Here is a 16066-nt window from a genome sequence, read left to right on the forward strand (position 1 = left end):
AGGCACAGACATGCTTGAGACCGTCCGCGGACCACGCCAGCTGATAGTGGGCGAAGGGGTCGCGCAGAACATCCCACGAGTGGTGGCCGAGAGTGGCTCGCGAGTCCTCATCGTGACCGACCGGGTTCTTCTGGGGCAGCCGGGCGTGGCCGAGATCGTGGCCGCCGTGCGGGAGAAGGTCAGAGTCGTCGAGGTGTTCTCCGACGCGACTCCAGACGTGCCACTCGCCGATGTCGACCTGGCCGTCTCGGTCGCCGCCGGGGTGGACGCCGACGTGATCCTCGCCATCGGGGGTGGCACGGTGATCGACCTCGCCAAGATCGTCGGCGTCATCCGGCGTCACGGTGGGTCGCCGCGCGACTTCTACGGTGAGTCGAAGGTGCCGGGGCCGACGATGCCTCTCGTCGCGGTCCCGACGACGTCAGGCACCGGCTCGGAGCTCACACCCGTGTCGGTGTTGACCGACCCGGACCGCGAGCTGAAGGTGGGCGTTTCCAGCGTCCACATCGTGCCCGACTTCGCCATCGTCGACCCCGAACTCACCTACACCTGCCCTGCGACCGTCACCGCCCACTCCGGCATCGACGCGTTCTGCCACGCGGTGGAGAGCTACACCGCGCGACCCCGGGCCCACGGACCGCGCGACCCGGTGGAGCAGGTGTTCCTCGGCCGCAACCCGATCACCGACCACTATGCGCTCCTGGCCGCGGAGCGGATCGCGCGCAGCCTGCGTCGTGCTGTCCGCAACGGAGGCGACACGGAGGCCCGCGCGGACATGTCCTACGGGTCCATGCTCGCCGGGCTCGCGTTCTCCCACGCTGGCAACGCCGCCCCGCACGCTCTCCAGTACCCCATCGGCGCGGCCACGCACACGCCGCACGGCCTGGGCGTCGGGCTGCTCCTGCCCTACGCGCTGGACGCGGCCAGGGATGCCATCAGCGACCGGTTGGCCATCCTGGCCGGGGTGTGCGGGCTCGACGTGACCGACGCCTCGGATGCCGAGGCCGCGGATGCGTTCCTCGCCTGGCTCGACGTGCTCCTTGCCGACATCGGTATCCCTCCCACCTTGGCGGACATCGGCGTGGCACGCGCCGACCTGCCGCGCTTCGCGGAGATGGCCAGTGGCGTCACCCGCTTGGTCCAGAACCATCCGGGCCCGACCGACACCGCCAGCCTGACCGCGATCCTCGAAGCGGCCTGGACCGGCAACCGGAGCCGACACGTCCTGACGCCGAGCAGAGACAGTGACAGGCCTTTCCCGTGACGACGAGTTCCCCGCCCCACCCGGGTGCGGGATTCCCTCTGGGCCTACCGGGCGTCGCGCCGACGACGCGCACGCTCGAACTCGGCGACATCCGACATCCAGGGACCGTGCTGGTCGAGTGCGGCGCAGCCGCCGCGGACGAAGGCGCTCACCAGGTTCCGGTACCCGTCGATCCCGTCGACAAGGCCGTACTCGACCCGGTGCTGCGGATCCGACCCGGCGTCCCCGTGTCGCACCGTCGTGATCCGGGCGACCGAGTCCGCGTAGAAGTGGAGTTGGATCCCCTCCCCCAGCTCCTCGTCCTCGATGGTGAACACCTCGTTGTCCGCGGCAGAGCGATCGGCGACGAACTCCCAGAACTCGGCCGAGGCAGTGCGAGGACCGTCAAGTAGCCACTTCTTCTCGCCACCCTTGTCATCGGTGAACGACAGGGCCGTCTTTCTCGCGCTCTCACCGAGGTCGGCGGCAACCCCCTCGTCGTCGACGGGCGCACTCCGGGCGCGGTCCGCGGCCTCCGAGCACATCAGGAAGCTCACCGTCCGCACCGCGTCGTCGACAAGTTCGGGGTACGCGCGGCGCACGGCCGCGTCGACCGTCGCCGCCATCCGATCCCAGCCGCGCTTGTCCGTGGCCCGGTGTCCCCGCCGAGGATCGAGCCCGATCCGCATCCCGGCGCACGCCTGCTCCGCGATGGCGATCACCCGCAGAACCTGGGGCAGCAGCGCGGGGTCGACGGCGTCGGGGCTCCGCCGTGGAATCGCCGCGCCATGCAGATACTGGCCCGTGTACCTCAGAATCGCCGCGTCGAGTGGCCCGAGGACCACTGCGCGCTCGGCGCGACGGCGGTCCGCGTGATACTCCTGGGCACGCTTCTCGTTCGACCCCTCCGTCGCGGCACGCATCGCCGCGCAGACCTGACCGCGCTCAAGGAGCGCGATGTCGGCGCCATGGGCAACGAGCCGGGTCCGGTCCCACCTGATGCGCTGGAAGAGCGCGTCGACGTCCGCGGGCGGGGAGAGCAGGACCGGGTCCAGGAGCGCGACGGCAGCGTTCTCGTCGAGCCGGCCCCGGGTGCCGGCGGCGTCGCACAGCGGAAGGACCGCACTCCACAGCAGCAGGTGTCGGGCCAGGTCGTCCCGGATCACCGCGAGATGGGCTTCTTTGATCGGGAACATGAACGTGCGAGGGTCATGGTTGGCGTCGGCCCCCGCGGCGAGCATCAGCTTCAGCTCGCCGTCCTCGCGGATCACCTTCGGGACCCAGCCGCTGCTACGCGTGAAGACGATGTTCACGACCACCGTGCACATTCGACGGCGAGGCGCGGGTCGGTGCGCACCCAGACTTCGCCACCGGCGGCCCCGGCGGGGGCGTCGACCCGTTCGAGACCGAGGAACTCGATCAACTGGAGCAGTTCGGCTCGTTCGGCTCGGTCATCGTCGACGCCATGCGAGTCGAAGAAGACGTAGTACTCGTCGCTCGGGTCGACGATGCCGGAATTCGCCCAGATCCGGGCGACCTCTCCGATCGCCGCCGCTTCCGTCGTGATTGTGGCGGCGCGGGCGGCACCACGGGTCTCCGGTGACGCGTCGAGGGCAGAGAGGTCGGAGAACCACTGGCCGAAGTAGTCGAGGCCGGCATATCCGTTCTCGAAGAACAGCATCGCGCTCGGAAGGTAGCGGTTGGCCCTGTCGACCCGGAGGTGTTCCGACCGAGGTTGGTCGGCATCCCTGATCCGGGAGATCACACCCCGACGGGGCATGAGCACCAGACTCTGCCCCGCCGGTTCGTCCCTGATGGTGTAGGTGTCAGACGCTCGACCCCGGAAGAACGCGGAGAACGCCACATAGGCTTCCTGAGGGTCGCCCACCGAGACCTGTTGATCGTTGCCATCACCGGCAGCGAAGACGAACTGCTTCGGTCCGGGACTGTAGGGGCGGGCCATGTGCGTCCTTCGTTGACGTGTGAAAGCGCCACCAGCGTAGTGGATCAGAGCGACACGCCCGCGGACCCGTTGGTGACCGTGACCGGCTCACCGCACGGTTGCGCCGTCGCCGTACCGGAGCAGGCGCGAAGCGTCGGCCGCCGCCGCCCGGGCTGCCTCCGGGCTGGGTGCGGCCAGGGCCGCCTCGGCGATCTGGCGGCACTCGTTCAGGGTGTGCGCGGCCAGGGACTCGCGCACCGCCGGGATGCTGCGGGGGGCCATGGACAGGCTGGTGATGCCCAGGCCTGCCAGTACCAGGGCGAAGTCGGGATCCGCTGCGGACTCTCCACACACACCGACTGGCTTGCCCGCCTCGACGCCGGCTGCCGCGCAGGAGGCGAGGAGCGCGATCAGCGCGGGCTGCCACGGGTCGAGCAGTTCGGCGAGGTCGCCGCACATGCGGTCAGCGGCGAACGTGTACTGGCTGAGGTCGTTGGTGCCGATGCTGAGGAAGTCCACGTGGCGCAGCACCTGGCGGGCGCGCAGGGCCGCGGCCGGCACCTCGATCATCACGCCGGCGGTCGGCAGGCCGTGCTCGCGGCAGGATTCAGTGAACGCGGCCGCCTCCGCCGCCGTGGCGACCATCGGCGCCATCACCCACACGTCGGCGTCCGCCGCCGCAGCCGCCGCCGCGATCGCGGCCAGCTGCGTGGTAAGCACCGCAGGTGTCTGCCGCGCGACCCGCAGACCGCGGATGCCCAGCGCAGGGTTGGGTTCGTCGGCCAGACGTAGGAACTGCAGCGGCTTGTCGGCGCCGGCGTCGAGGGTACGCACGACGATCTTGCGGCCGGGCAGCGCGGCAAAGACGTCGCGATATGCGGCAACCTGCTCCTCGTGCGACGGCGGGTCGCTGCGGTCGAGGTAGAGCATTTCGGTACGGAACAGGCCCACGCCTTCGACGTCGCTGGTGAGGTCGCGGGCGGAGCCGATGTTGGCCAGTAGCGCGACGGGGTGGCCGTCCGCGGTCCGCCCGGGGCCCTGGGAGCGGGCGCGGCGTTCGATCTCCGCGAGCCGGTCAGCGTTCACAGTGGTCACCGTCTCCGCGGAGACGCCGGCCACCACGACGCCGCTCGCGCCGTCGAGACTGGCCAACGCGCCGTCGGTCAGGTCCAGGATGTCCGCGCAGCGGACCACGGCCGGGATACCGAGTGTCCGGGCCAGGATCGCGGTGTGGCTGGTCGGTCCGCCCTCGGCCGTGACCAGGCCCAGCACCAGGGCCGGTTCGAGGCCGGCGGTGTCGGCGGGCGCCAGGTCGCGGGCGATGAGCAGGTACGGATGGCCAGGGTCCGGCACGCCTGGCATCGGCTGCCCCAGGCACGCCGCGACGAGGCGGTCCCGCAGGTCGTCGAGGTCGCTGACCCGCTCGGCGAGGTACCCGCCTGCGGCTTGGAAGGCGGCCCGGTGCTCGGCGAGCACGTCGGTGATCGCGTGCGGCGCGTCCGAGCCGCCGTCGATGGCGATGTCGGCGGCGTCGATGAGCGTCTCGTCCTGCGCCATCATGACCTGCGCGCGCAGGACCTCGGCGGCGGTCGCGTCCAGGGCGGTGTCGGCGCGACGGGTCAGGTCGGCGGCGACGGCGAGGACCGCGGCCCGGACGGTGGTCTTCTCGGCGTCGGGGTCAACGGGCTCCACCAACGGCGGCAGGGACGGAGGCGGGGCCAGCCGGTAGACCGGCCCCGCCGCAGCACCGGGGCTGGCCCCGATCCCCCGCAGTTCACGCATCGACGGCGTCCAGGTCACGTTCGAGGAGGTCGGCCAGTGTGTCGACGGCGGCCTGCGCGTCGTCGCCGTCGGCCTCCAGGGTGACCTCGGTGCCCTTCTTGGCGCCGAGCGACAGCACGGCGAGCATGCTGCGGGCCGGAACGGGTTTCTTGTCGCCGGTGCGGATGGTGACCAGCACCGGCTGCTTCGCCGCCTCGGCGACGAACAGCGCCGCCGGGCGGGCGTGCAGCCCGCTGGCGGAGCCGACGAGGACTGTTCTGGTGGGCAACGGATCCTCCTAGGGTTCGATCGTCACCTTGATCGCTTCGCCGCGCGCCACGATGCCGAAGGCGTCGAGGGCGCTGTCGAGCGGTAGGCGGTGGGTGATGAGGTCGGCGACCGGCACGGAGCCGTCGGCGATGAGTCGCAGCGCTTCCTTGTTGTGCTCCGGGTTGGAGCCGTTCGCACCGACGATGGTCAGTTCGCGGTAGTGCACGAGGTTGGAGTCCAGGGAGATGACGGGCTTGTCCTTCGGCAGGCCGCCGAAGAAGCTGATCCGGCCCTGCCGCGCGGCCATCTGCACCGCCTGTTCCTGGGCGACGCCGGCGGCCGTGGCGGTGATGACGACGTCGGCGCCCCGGCCCTCGGTGAGCTTGAGCACCGCGTCGACGACGTCGGTCTCGGCGCCGCAGATCGCCGCGTCCGGCTGGACCAGGTTGGCGGCCAGGTCGAGGCGTTCGCGGTTGAGGTCGACGAGGAACACCCGGGCCGCGCCACGCGAGCGGGCCAGGCGGACATGCAGGCAGCCGATCGGCCCGGAGCCCACGACGACGACGTCGTCGCCCTCCCCCACCTTGGCGAGGTTCTGGCCGTTGAGGACGCAGGCGAGAGGCTCCGCGACGGACGCCTCGGCGAAGCTGAGTGCCTCGGGGATCCGGTTGAGCCCGTCGACGGCCAGGACGTTGTGCGGCACGACCAGGTATTCGGCGAACCCACCGTCGAAGTGGTATCCCATCGACACCTGGTTGGGGCACACGGTCATCCGACCGCGCCGGCACTCGGCGCACGTACCGCAGGGGATGGCGGCGATGACCTGGACCCGGTCCCCCGGTCGCCAGCCCGTGACGTCGTCACCGACTTCGGTGATCTCGCCGGCGATCTCGTGGCCCATGACGCGCGGCGGGGCGATGTGGTGGTGGCCGAACCGGGAGATCTTCACGTCGGTGCCGCAGGTGGAGCACGCGCGGACGCGGACCTTCACGTCGGCGGGGCCGGGCGTGGGCTCTGGCGCGTCCTCGATGCGGACGTCACCGGGTGCGTGGAATCGGACAACCTTCACGAGGGCTTCCCTTCGAGGATAGCGATCACGTCATCGGCGCTCGTCGACTCTCGAAGCCGCTGCGCCTGCGCCGGGTCCATCAGCACCGAGGCGAGCTGGGCCAGGATGTCCACGTGCCCATCCCCGGCGGCGGCGATGGCGACGCAGACCCGCACGTCGAAGCCGTCCCAGTCGACGCCGTCCGGGAAGCGCAGCACCGCGAGGGCGTCGCGCTGGACCGACTCCTTGCTGTTCAGCGTGCCGTGCGGGATGGCGACGCCCTCCCCGATGTACGTGGAGACGCTCTGCTCGCGGGCGAGCATCGCGTCCACGTACGCCGGGGCGACCGCGCCGATCTCGACGAGTACCGCGCCGCAGCGGCTGATCGCCTCGTCCCGCGATCCGGCCCGCTCGTCGAGCCGGATCGCGTCACGGGCCAGCAGCTCAGCCACTCAGCTCACCACCGCGCTGCACCGCTGTCACGACCCTGGTGACGGCCGGGTCGCCGATGAACACCTGGATCGGCACGATCACCTTGTCGGGCGCGCTGACCCGGGCCCGCGCGGCGAGCCCCTGGTGGCAGATGACCACGTCGGCGTCCGCCGGGATCGAGTTGACCGGCGTGTGCTCGACGCTCACCGCGTTCTTCGCCAGTTGCCGCCGAAGCTGGCTGGCCAGCATCACGCTGCTGCCCATGCCGGCGTCGCAGGCGACGACGACCTTCTTGATCTCGGTGCCGTTGATGGTGGGCATGTGTTCAGACCTCCTGCTTCGCCGACTTGTCGAGGGTCTCGTCGGGGTCGACGACCCTTTCCTCGTCCGGGCGGACAACCGTCTCCTCGTCGGGGCCGACAGCGTCCTCGGCGGGCTCGCCGCGCCCGAAGCCGAGCAGGGCCGAGGCGACCGCGAAGCTGACGGCGGCGGCGATCACGACGCCGAGAATGACCCCGAAGTGGCCGCCCTTGGGGGTGACCGCGAGGTAGGCGAAGATGCTGCCCGGCGAGGGGGTGGCGACCAGTCCCGCACCGGTGATCACGAAGGTGCCGACGCCGGCCGCACCTCCGGCGATCATGGCGAGGATCAGCTTCGGCTTCATCAGCACGTACGGGAAGTAGATCTCGTGGATGCCGCCGAGGAACTGCACGATGATCGCGGCCGGGGCGCTGGGGCGCAGCGCGCGGGGGCCGAAGAACATGAAGGCGAGCAGCAGACCGAGGCCGGGGCCGGGGTTCGACTCGATCATGAACAGGATCGACTTGCCCTTGTCGGCCGCCTCGGCGATGCCCAGCGGGCCGAACACGCCGTGGTTGATGGCGTTGTTGAGGAAGAGCACCTTGGCGGGTTCGACGAGCACCGAGGTCAGCGGCAGCAGGTCCTTGCCGACGAGCCAGTCGACGCCGGCGCCGGCCTGCTTGGTGAGCCATTCGACCACCGGCCCGATGCCGTAGACGCCGCCGATGGCCATCGCGGCGCCGATGATGCCGGCGCTGAAGTTGTCGACCAGCATCTCGAAGCCGGGACGGATCTTGTTTTCAACCAGGCCGTCGAACAGCTTGAGGACATAGGCCGTGAGCGGCCCAATGATCATCGCGCCGAGGATCATTGGCACATCCGCGCCGACGACGAGGCCCATGGTCGCCACCGCGCCCACGACGGCGCCGCGCTGGCCGTGGACCAGCCGGCCACCGGTGTAGCCGATGAGCACCGGTAGCAGGATGCTGATCATCGGGCCGACCAGTTCGGCCAGGGTCTTGTTGGGGATCCAGCCGGTCGGGATGAACAGTGCGGTGATCAGGCCCCAGGCGATGAACGCGCCGATGTTGGGCATGACCATCGCGGCCAGGTAGCCGCCGACGCGTTGCACCGTGGCTCTGAGGCCCTGGCCCTTTACCTCTGGTGTGTAGGAAGAGGAGGTCACGGGGGTATCTCCTTCATGAGGGGGCGGTCCAGACAGCCGCGGGGGAAGAAGCTCGTCCGGCTAGGGGTGGATGGTGACGTGTTGGCGGAACAGATCGGCCGGGCCGGGCATCCGGCTGCCGGGCAGGCTCACCGCGGCGGCACCCCAGGCCAGGCCTTCAGCAAGGGCGGTGGCACCCTGCGCGCCCGCGGCGAGGAACCCGGCGAGCAGGGCGTCGCCGGCACCGACGGTGCTGCGGGGCCGGGCGACCGGACAACTGCCGGTACGGACCCCATCGGCGTCGACCAGGACAGCGCCGTCAGCGCCGAGGCTGGCCACGACGGTGCCGGCTCCCCAGGCGCGCAAGCGCTGGGCGGCGTCGACCACGTCGCCGAGGTCCTTCAGCGGGGTGCCGACCACTTCGGACAGCTCGTCGCGGTTGGGCTTGAGCAGGGTCGCCCCGGCCAGGGCGGCCTCGCGCAGGGCGGGACCGCTGGTGTCGACGGCGACCCGGACGCCGGCAGCGCGCAGCTTCCGGCACAACTGGGCGTAGGCGTCGACAGGCAGGCCGGGCGGAACGCTGCCGCACAGCACGACCCAGTCGGCACCGCTGGCGCGGGCGAGCACACTGTCGATCAGCTCGTCGAACTCGGCGCGGCGCAGGGCCGGGCCAGGCTCATTGATCTTGGTGACGGTGCCGTCGGGCTCGGCCAGGGTGATGTTGGAACGGGTCCTTCCGGAGATCGACACGGCGAGGACCTCCACGCCCTCCGCCTTGAGTAGGTGGATGAGCTGGTTGCCCTCGTCACCGCCGGAGGGCAACACCGCCACCGACGGCACCCCGTTGGCCAGCAGGGCGCGGGACACGTTGACGCCCTTGCCGCCAGGGTCGAGGTGAGCCGCGGCAGCCCGGATGACCTCGCCCCGGGTGAGTGAGTCGACCTCCACGGCCCGGTCGAGGCTGGGGTTGAGGGTGACGGTGACGATCATGCCCGGCCCCGCTCTCATGCGCGTGCCACCCGAACGCCAGCGGACTCCAGGTCACCGACCAGATCGGGGTCGGCACGGCTGTCGGTGATGAGCAGGTCGACGTCGGCCAGCTCAGCGAACCGGGCCAGATAGTCGTTGCCGAGCTTGGTGTGATCGGCGACCACCACCGTGCGGCGGGCCGCACGGACCATCGCCCGCTTCACCGCCGCCTCGGACGGGTCCGGGGTGGTCAGCCCACGCTCGACCGAGATGCCGTTGGTTCCGATGAACGCGACGTCGACGTAGAGGTCCGCCAACGGCGACAGCGCCCAGTCGTCGACGGTCGCCAGGGTCTTCCCACGGACCCGCCCACCCAACAGCAGGACATTGAGGTTGGCGTAGGTACCGAGGGTCGTGGCGATGACCGGCGAGTTGACCACGACGGTCAGCTCTCGGTCGACCGGCAGCAGCTGGGCCAGCCGGGCGGTCGTGGTGCCGGCGTCGAGAATGACCGCGCCCTCCTCCGGCACCTCGCTCAAGGCGAGCTTGGCGATGCGCTCCTTCTCCTCGATGAGCACCGCGTCGCGCGCCGCCAGCGCGGGTTCGAACCCGAGCCGTTCGACAGGGATCGCTCCACCGTGGACTCGGCGCAGCACCCCGGCCCGCTCCAGGATGGTGAGATCACGGCGAATGGTCTCCGACGTCACGTTGAGCCCATCGGCCAGGCCGGCCACCTCGACCCGGCCCACGTCCCGGGCGATGCGAAGGATCTCCTGCTGTCGTTCTTCGGCGTACATCTTGTTGTTTCACCGCCGTTTCGTTTTGCTTGTGCTTTGTTTACGCCCGGCTCTAGGGAAAGTCAAGAGATAGACCACAGAAAGCCACACCGGACGCCGTCGGACCGTCGGGCGGTGACGACAGACCCACAGTCGGGGCGGCGCCCGCACGGCTGGGATGATCGTGGCCATGCGGTGGGAGTCGCGGTGACGGCTACGTCGGATCGTGGAGTGGCGCCAGCACGCGGCTCGTTGGCGGTCTATCCCGGTACGTTCGATCCGTTCACCGCGGGGCACCACGACCTGGTGACCCGTGCTCGGGTGCTGTTCGACCGGGTCATCGTGTTGCTGGCGGTGAACGCCGAGAAGCAACCAACCGCCGAGGCCACCGCCAGGGCCGCCCGCGTGCGCGACGCCATGCCGGCAGCCTGGGGCAATGTCGAGGTGGACACCTGGACCGGCCTGACCACTGCCTACTGCCTACGCCGAGGTGCCACGGTCATCGTCCGTGGGGTGCGCACGGCCGCGGACCTTCGCTACGAGTACCAGCTCGCTGCGATGAACGAGCATCTCGGCATTCACACCGTCTGGTTGCCCGCCCGTCCGCAGCTGGCCACCACGTCGTCAACCGTCGCACGCGCCTACCGCTCGGCACAGTCGGCCCCGTGACGAGGCTGCGTGGGCGCGGCCCCGGGTCACGACCTCTTACCGGCCGGTGGCACCGTCGACAAGCTCCCGCAGGACGTCGGCGTGACCGGCATGCCGGACGGTCTCGCTCGTCATGTGGGCGAGCACCCAGCGAAGCGTAAGAGGCGAGTCACCGACCGGCTGCACGGTGCGGACGTCGGGGCCAGCGGCCGCGCTGATGTGGGCGTCGCTCTCGGCGATCGCAGCCCGATAGTCAGCGATGACCTGATCTGGAGACCGGTCCGACTCGACCAGCATGTCGACGTTGACGTCGGCGTAGCGCGGATCGCCGGCGAACGTGTAGCCGAACCAGTACCGCTCGCAGCCGGTCAGGTGCTGGACCAGGCCCAGCAGTGTGGTGTCCGAGACGACCAGACGGCGCCGCAGCTGCTCCTCACTCAAGCCCGCGACCTTCTTCAGCACGCACGATCGAGCGAAAGACAGGAAGGCGAGGTTGGTGTCGAGCTCGCCATCGTCGTTGCGCGGCACGGCTTCGCGTTGGGATTCGAGCACGTCCCGACCGTACCAACAGGTCAGGCTCGCCCAGGCGCGGACCGCAACGCACTGCGTTGACCCGGCAGCACCGTCCAGTCCCGCCGGAGCAGACCGTAGATCACCATGTCCACGAAGCCGTCGCCGTCGTACCCTCGCTCCCGCTGGGTGCCTTCGTGCCTGAAGCCGCACGTCTCCGCGGTCCGCCGCATGGCCGTGTTGCTGGCCAGCGTCTCCAATTCCAGGCGGCGTAGGTTGCGGTTGCGGAAGCCGTACCGGCACAGCAGCCGGATCACCTCGGTCCCATACCCCTGGCCGCGGGCCTCGGGTAGCAGCGAGATGCCGAGGTGGGCGTACTGGTTGAACGCGTCGATCCCCCACAACGTGCCGCCACCGAGGAAAGCGCCGTCGGCCACGGTTTCGGCCACCAGCGACACCACGGTCTGGCCGTCGGGCGGCTCGGTGACCTGCTTCTCCAGCCGGGCCCGAACCTGGCCGACGTGACGCGGCAGGAATGGTTCGCCGTCGGTGATCAGGTGCAGCTCGGGGTCACCGTGCAGAAGGAACATGTTAGGCGCGTCGTCGGGCGTGGGCGGGCGCAGTCGGACCCGGTCGGTGGCGAACATGCCGCGACGCTAACAGCCGGTGAATGGGCCGTCGATCCAATAGGTCTGCTTGTGCACGACACCCGGGTCGCGTGACACTCGCGGCAAACCCTCGCCTCATGAACGGCCGTTACGTGCACGCCTCGTGCACCGCGACCCGCACCGCGCCGGGCAATCCAGCCTCCCCCGCCACCGAGGGCGGGCGAACTTCGTTCTGGGTCATCAGCCGATCGGATGACCAAAGACGACGAACGGCTATTTCCATGTGCGACGGGCACCCTGCGACGCCTAGGAAGGAGGCATGACAAACGAGGTGACAGTTCCCCTGCTGCCGTGCGCATCCATTGACGACATCGAGACCTTCTACGGAGCTCTCGGTTTCCGCACCACGTACAAGCAACGCAAGCCCAACGCGTGTGTGGGGGTGCAACGGGAAGACCTCCAGTTGCAGTTCTTCGAGATCCCCGGATTCGACCCGGAGCAGTCCTACGGCTCGTGCCTCGTACTGACCGCGGACATCGAGGGACTGCATCGGGCGTTCGCCGCCGGCATGCGCGCCGCGTACGGCAAGGTACTGGTGTCCGGAACGCCACGGATGACCCGGCCCAGGGCGCGGAAGAACGCCGACGGGTTGGGCGGGTTCACCGTCATCGACCCGGGCGGCAACTGGATCCGCGTCTTTCGGAACACCGCCACCCCGCCCATGCCGGCCGCCACCCCGGCCGGGCGGCTGGCCAAGACCCTGGCGAATGCTGTCGTGCAGGCCGATTCCAGGGGCAGCGTCGGACAGGCCGTTCGGATCCTCGACAGCGCGTTGGCCCGCCCGCAGGACGACGACGACCCGGTCGAGCAGGTAGAGGTCCTGGTCTACCGCGCCGAACTCGCGATGGTGCTGCACGACCCCGAGACTGCGGCCGAGATGCTGGCCCGCGCCCAGTCCGTCACGCTCACGAAAGACGAATCCGACAGGGCGGTAGCCGCGTTCGACAACGCCGCCGAACTCGCGGCAGCACTGCGGTGACTTCTCAGCGGAGTAGCGACTCCGCCAACCCATTGACGGAGCGTTCGTCACGTGGCGGACGGTCAGGTACGGCCGGCAGTCGCCTGATCCGCTGCACGAGCAGTGCTGGCCGTCTGCTGCGGCATTCTGCGCGGCGGTACGCGTAGAAGCCGGCGAATCGCCAGGTGGAGTGCCGGACGGACCCTGTCCTCCACCTTCGCGCTGATCAGCCAGGAAGCGCCACACATCGCGGCGATCACCAGCGGCAGCGCCAGCCAGGGATGCACTGCCGGGACCACTGCGTTGAAGGCGACAACACCCAGAGTGAAGTGGATCAGATAGAGCGGATACGTCATCGCGCCGAGTTCGGACAGAACCGGCCACCGCATCCAGCGCAACCCACCGGTCGCCGCGAGGGTCATAACGATGAAGATCGCCAGGATGACCAGGGCAGCAACGACAAGGATCGGCGCCTGCCCGTCGGCAACGCGCTCATCGATCCGACTGCCCGTCTCCTTCACGGCGTTCGCGTAGCACGCCAACAGCAGGAGGCCCAGTCGCGCCGTGAAGCCGAAGCGGTGCACCAGGTACAGCGCCATGCCAGCGATGAAGTAGTGGCTGAACTGGGGCTGGACAATGAGCGCCAACGCGGCATGGGCGGCCGGCGGAACAGGAAGAACCTGCAGGGCCACGCTGGTGGTGAGCCAGCCCCACAGCAGCCAGTGGGTACGACGCTCGGTGATCCCCAACAGCGAGAAGGCGAACAGGATGAGGTAGAACCGCCACTCGGACCACAACGTCCAGTACACGCTCTCGACGTACTCGATGTCGGCGAGCTGGGGAAACATTGACAAGTTCGCCACGTACTGCGCTGCGGTGACGTCGTTGCGGCCCGGAGGTCGCGCAATGGCGACCGTCGCCGCCGTGAGGGTGACAGCCACCCAGAAGGCGGGGTACAGCCGAGAGATCCGCGACGCTACGAACTCGCGCGTGGTGCGTCCCCACACGCTCATGAGCACGACCATGCCGCTGATGAGGAAGAACAGTTCGACGCCGAGGTAGCCGTACTGAGTGACCGCGCCGAGCGCCGGCGCGAAGTCATGTTCAAGTTGGCCCTGGCTGAACGTGAAGTGGAGAAGGACGACCATCAGAGCGGCGGCGAACCGGAGTAGATCCACCTCGTACAGGCGGTGCTGCTGTCGCACCGGCGTTGCGGTCGACGTCATGTCCGCGCTCCCGATCGACCGGACCGAGTACCGATCGCGGCCGCCGCGGCCAGGTCGTGCACCGTGTAGCCCCTGTCGAGCAGGAGTTCGGACAGGTATCTGCCATCCTGTTCGGTGACCCCGGAAATGATTGCTACTCGCGACATACGTCCCTCTCGAGGTGGCGACCCTGAGGCGTGAAGGGCACGCGGTGGTTCGAACATCGGGCACACCCGAGACGAACCGGAATGCCGCGTCGATTCCTTATACCGGATTCGCGGCGCAGGCCCATCGCTTTCACATCTCCCACACGCAGCTCCCTGGGCAAACCCAAGAAATCGTCACCGAGGTATATCTCATTCGTTGGCCCACACGGCCCGTCCACTGCCCGCAGATCCTCAAAGAGCGTTTCGCATGTCATCAGGGTGGGTGCAACCGGCTACCACCGGCGGCGGTAATTGCCGCGGGAGACGTGCCCACTGACCCAGGTACTGCCAGGTCCTCCCCGCGTGGTTCGCACCGACGTAGCGTCGAGGACGTGGACAGAACCGAGATCCGCGCCTTCCTGACCACCCGGCGGGCCAAGATCACCCCCGAGCAGGCCGGGCTGCCTGACTACGGCGGCAAGCGGCGGGTGGCCGGGCTGCGCCGCGAGGAGGTCGCGCTGCTCGCCGGCGTCAGCGTCGACTACTACACCCGGCTGGAGCGGGGCAATCTTGCTGGCGTCTCCGACGGCGTGCTGGAGGCGCTCGCCCGGGCGCTGCAGCTCGACGAGGCAGAGCGGGCCCACCTGTTCGACCTCGCCCGCACCGCGAACACCACCCCCGGCACTGCCCGGACCCGCCGCCGTCCGACCCGGCATGTGCGCCCCGGGGTGCAGCGCATCCTGGACTCGATGACGACCGCGCCGGCATACGTGCGCAACGGCCGGCTGGACGTGCTGGCCTCGAACCAGTTGGGCCGCGCTGTCTTCGCGCCGATCTTCGAGAGTTCGGCCGGCACACCGAACATCGCCCGGTTCATCTTCCTCGACCCCGCCGCGCAGCAGTTCTACGTCGAGTGGGAGAAACTGGCCGGCGACACGGTGGCGATGCTGCGAGCCGAGGCCGGCCGCGACCCGTACGATCGGGCGCTGTCCGACCTCATCGGCGAGCTCTCCACCCGCAGCGAGGTCTTCCGAACCTGGTGGGCCGCGCACAACGTACGCCTACACCGCAGCGGCACCAAGCACCTGCACCACCCGGTCGTCGGCGACCTGACGCTCGCCTTCGAATCTTTGGAACTCACCGCCGACCAGGGTCTACGGCTCAACGCGTACAGCGCCGAGCCCGGCTCCTCGTCCCAGGATGCGCTGAATCTGCTGGCCAGTTGGACGACCGCCCCGCACGAGCGCTCCTCCCTCCGCCCGGCGGAGTGACAACCGGTCCCCGCTATCTCTGCAGCAGACCGATGCGCTGCAACCAGGCTCGGAGGATTGGCTCGCTGTCGGAGGCTTCCTCACCACGGACGGCCAGTCCTTCGCCGATCGTCGCGCCCGGGCACGACGCCGTGTATTCCTCGACGGCCCTTCCGAGCCCGCTCATGGCGTGAGTGGTGAGCGGAAAGACGTTCTTGCCCGTCAGGTCGAGGGCTTCGGTGAAGGTCGACATGATCATCGGCGGCCGGACGTTCCAGATGGGGCTGCCGAGCACCACCGTGCCGTAGCCGCTGAGCGAGGGCAGCGGGTCCGCGATCTTCGGACGTGAGTCCGCGTCCTGCTCACGCACGTTGCGAGCGACCGCCGCGTCGTAGCTGTCGGGATACGGGTCGGCGGCGTTGATGCGGTACACGTCGCACCCGATCGCCGCTCTGATCATCTCGGCGACGACCTCCGTGTTACCCACACTCAGTGTCCTGCGGCCACCGTTGTGGTAGTTCTCGCCAGCCCGGGAGAAGTACGCGAGCAGCACGGTCCCGCGAGCAGGGTCCGACGACGTGGTCATGGCGGACGGCTCCGAGTCGGTAGGCGAGGACCTGTCGCACCCGGTGAGCCCGACGCCGGCAAGCCCCGCGAGCCCCAGCCGCAGCAGCGACCGCCGGCCCAGCATCGGGGTGTCGAGGTGCACCATCATTGTCTCCTCAGCACGTGCGGCCGGTTCGGCGATTCAGGGCCGGACGAGGACCTTCAGGGC

The 16066-nt window shown here is 69.4% G+C and carries 18 protein-coding genes; 4 read left to right on the forward strand and 14 right to left on the reverse strand.

The window, feature by feature from the left end; translation table 11 throughout:
* Positions 1-10: 10 nt before the first annotated feature.
* Positions 11-1264 (forward strand): iron-containing alcohol dehydrogenase, encoded by a 1254-nt coding sequence (locus ACQP0U_RS20635; protein WP_433309454.1) that lies wholly within the window; start codon positions 11-13, stop codon positions 1262-1264.
* Positions 1265-1308: 44 nt separating this feature from the next.
* On the opposite strand, the gene ACQP0U_RS20640 is transcribed toward ACQP0U_RS20635, so the two are convergent.
* The 10 genes from ACQP0U_RS20640 to ACQP0U_RS20685 form a co-directional block, all read right to left on the reverse strand.
* Positions 1309-2562 (reverse strand): DUF6357 family protein, encoded by a 1254-nt coding sequence (locus ACQP0U_RS20640; RefSeq protein WP_433309456.1) that lies wholly within the window; start codon positions 2560-2562, stop codon positions 1309-1311.
* Positions 2553-2924, reverse strand: a complete 372-nt coding sequence (locus ACQP0U_RS20645; protein WP_433309458.1) for a hypothetical protein — start codon at positions 2922-2924, stop codon at positions 2553-2555. Before ACQP0U_RS20645 ends, ACQP0U_RS20640 begins: the two co-directional genes overlap by 10 nt.
* A gap of 369 nt (positions 2925-3293) precedes the next feature.
* Positions 3294-4967, reverse strand: coding sequence for a phosphoenolpyruvate--protein phosphotransferase (ptsP, locus tag ACQP0U_RS20650; RefSeq protein ID WP_433309461.1), 1674 nt, complete (start codon positions 4965-4967; stop codon positions 3294-3296).
* The gene (locus tag ACQP0U_RS20655; RefSeq protein WP_124778215.1) at positions 4960-5235 is read right to left on the reverse strand and encodes an HPr family phosphocarrier protein; all 276 of its coding nucleotides are present in this window, start codon (positions 5233-5235) and stop codon (positions 4960-4962) included. Before ACQP0U_RS20655 ends, ptsP begins: the two co-directional genes overlap by 8 nt.
* A gap of 9 nt (positions 5236-5244) precedes the next feature.
* Positions 5245-6285, reverse strand: a complete 1041-nt coding sequence (locus ACQP0U_RS20660) for a zinc-dependent dehydrogenase (RefSeq protein ID WP_433309464.1) — start codon at positions 6283-6285, stop codon at positions 5245-5247.
* Positions 6282-6716, reverse strand: a complete 435-nt coding sequence (locus ACQP0U_RS20665) for a PTS sugar transporter subunit IIA (protein ID WP_433309467.1) — start codon at positions 6714-6716, stop codon at positions 6282-6284. The genes ACQP0U_RS20660 and ACQP0U_RS20665 overlap by 4 nt, the downstream gene beginning before the upstream one ends.
* Positions 6709-7017, reverse strand: a complete 309-nt coding sequence (locus tag ACQP0U_RS20670; RefSeq protein ID WP_433309469.1) for a PTS lactose transporter subunit IIB — start codon at positions 7015-7017, stop codon at positions 6709-6711. Before ACQP0U_RS20670 ends, ACQP0U_RS20665 begins: the two co-directional genes overlap by 8 nt.
* A 4-nt stretch (positions 7018-7021) precedes the next feature.
* A complete protein-coding gene (gene mtlA / locus ACQP0U_RS20675; protein WP_433309471.1) occupies positions 7022-8182 on the reverse strand; it encodes a mannitol-specific PTS transporter subunit IIC in 1161 nt (386 codons plus the stop codon).
* 60 nt (positions 8183-8242) lie between these two features.
* Positions 8243-9151 carry a 1-phosphofructokinase gene (pfkB, locus tag ACQP0U_RS20680; protein ID WP_433320983.1) on the reverse strand — a complete coding sequence of 303 codons (909 nt, stop codon included), beginning with the start codon at positions 9149-9151 and terminating at the stop codon, positions 8243-8245.
* Positions 9152-9165: 14 nt separating this feature from the next.
* Complete coding sequence (locus ACQP0U_RS20685; protein WP_433309474.1) at positions 9166-9927, reverse strand: DeoR/GlpR family DNA-binding transcription regulator; 762 nt, start codon at positions 9925-9927, stop codon at positions 9166-9168.
* Positions 9928-10137: 210 nt separating this feature from the next.
* On the opposite strand from ACQP0U_RS20685, the gene coaD reads away from it, so the two are divergent.
* On the forward strand, positions 10138-10575 hold the full coding sequence (gene coaD, locus ACQP0U_RS20690; protein WP_433309476.1) for a pantetheine-phosphate adenylyltransferase: 438 nt from the start codon (positions 10138-10140) through the stop codon (positions 10573-10575).
* A gap of 36 nt (positions 10576-10611) precedes the next feature.
* Here coaD and ACQP0U_RS20695 read toward each other — a convergent pair whose 3' ends face one another.
* Together ACQP0U_RS20695 and ACQP0U_RS20700 are read right to left on the reverse strand one after the other, a co-directional pair.
* Positions 10612-11106, reverse strand: coding sequence for a DinB family protein (locus ACQP0U_RS20695; RefSeq protein WP_433309478.1), 495 nt, complete (start codon positions 11104-11106; stop codon positions 10612-10614).
* Positions 11107-11126: 20 nt separating this feature from the next.
* The gene (locus ACQP0U_RS20700; RefSeq protein ID WP_433309481.1) at positions 11127-11711 is read right to left on the reverse strand and encodes a GNAT family N-acetyltransferase; all 585 of its coding nucleotides are present in this window, start codon (positions 11709-11711) and stop codon (positions 11127-11129) included.
* Positions 11712-11991: 280 nt separating this feature from the next.
* Between ACQP0U_RS20700 and ACQP0U_RS20705 the strand changes: the two genes are divergently transcribed.
* Entirely contained in the window at positions 11992-12711 is a 720-nt protein-coding gene (locus tag ACQP0U_RS20705) for a VOC family protein (RefSeq protein ID WP_433309484.1), read from the forward strand.
* Between the two features lie 62 nt (positions 12712-12773).
* On the opposite strand, the gene ACQP0U_RS20710 is transcribed toward ACQP0U_RS20705, so the two are convergent.
* Positions 12774-13916, reverse strand: coding sequence for an acyltransferase family protein (locus ACQP0U_RS20710; protein ID WP_433309487.1), 1143 nt, complete (start codon positions 13914-13916; stop codon positions 12774-12776).
* 517 nt (positions 13917-14433) lie between these two features.
* Here ACQP0U_RS20710 and ACQP0U_RS20715 point away from each other — a divergent pair.
* Positions 14434-15312, forward strand: coding sequence for a helix-turn-helix transcriptional regulator (locus ACQP0U_RS20715; RefSeq protein WP_433309490.1), 879 nt, complete (start codon positions 14434-14436; stop codon positions 15310-15312).
* Between the two features lie 13 nt (positions 15313-15325).
* Here the strand turns inward: ACQP0U_RS20715 and ACQP0U_RS20720 are convergent, their stop codons facing one another.
* Positions 15326-16003: a flavodoxin gene (locus ACQP0U_RS20720; RefSeq protein WP_433309493.1), complete on the reverse strand. Its 678-nt coding sequence runs from the start codon at positions 16001-16003 to the stop codon at positions 15326-15328.
* Positions 16004-16066: the final 63 nt, after the last annotated feature.

The sequence above is a fragment of the Micromonospora sp. CA-269861 genome (genome assembly GCF_050948505.1).
Lineage (GTDB): Bacteria > Actinomycetota > Actinomycetes > Mycobacteriales > Micromonosporaceae > Micromonospora.

Excerpts from the sequence above, each read along its gene's own strand:
- pfkB (WP_433320983.1), bottom strand. The coding sequence starts at position 9,151 with ATGATCGTCACCGTCACCCTCAACCCCAGCCTCGACCGGGCCGTGGAG.
- ACQP0U_RS20710 (WP_433309487.1), bottom strand. The coding sequence starts at position 13,916 with ATGACGTCGACCGCAACGCCGGTGCGACAGCAGCACCGCCTGTACGAG.
- ACQP0U_RS20720 (WP_433309493.1), bottom strand. The coding sequence starts at position 16,003 with ATGGTGCACCTCGACACCCCGATGCTGGGCCGGCGGTCGCTGCTGCGG.
- ACQP0U_RS20700 (WP_433309481.1), bottom strand. The coding sequence starts at position 11,711 with ATGTTCGCCACCGACCGGGTCCGACTGCGCCCGCCCACGCCCGACGAC.
- ACQP0U_RS20635 (WP_433309454.1), top strand. The coding sequence starts at position 11 with ATGCTTGAGACCGTCCGCGGACCACGCCAGCTGATAGTGGGCGAAGGG.
- ACQP0U_RS20705 (WP_433309484.1), top strand. The coding sequence starts at position 11,992 with ATGACAAACGAGGTGACAGTTCCCCTGCTGCCGTGCGCATCCATTGAC.
- ACQP0U_RS20685 (WP_433309474.1), bottom strand. The coding sequence starts at position 9,927 with ATGTACGCCGAAGAACGACAGCAGGAGATCCTTCGCATCGCCCGGGAC.
- ACQP0U_RS20670 (WP_433309469.1), bottom strand. The coding sequence starts at position 7,017 with ATGCCCACCATCAACGGCACCGAGATCAAGAAGGTCGTCGTCGCCTGC.
- ACQP0U_RS20645 (WP_433309458.1), bottom strand. The coding sequence starts at position 2,924 with ATGCTGTTCTTCGAGAACGGATATGCCGGCCTCGACTACTTCGGCCAG.
- ptsP (WP_433309461.1), bottom strand. The coding sequence starts at position 4,967 with ATGCGTGAACTGCGGGGGATCGGGGCCAGCCCCGGTGCTGCGGCGGGG.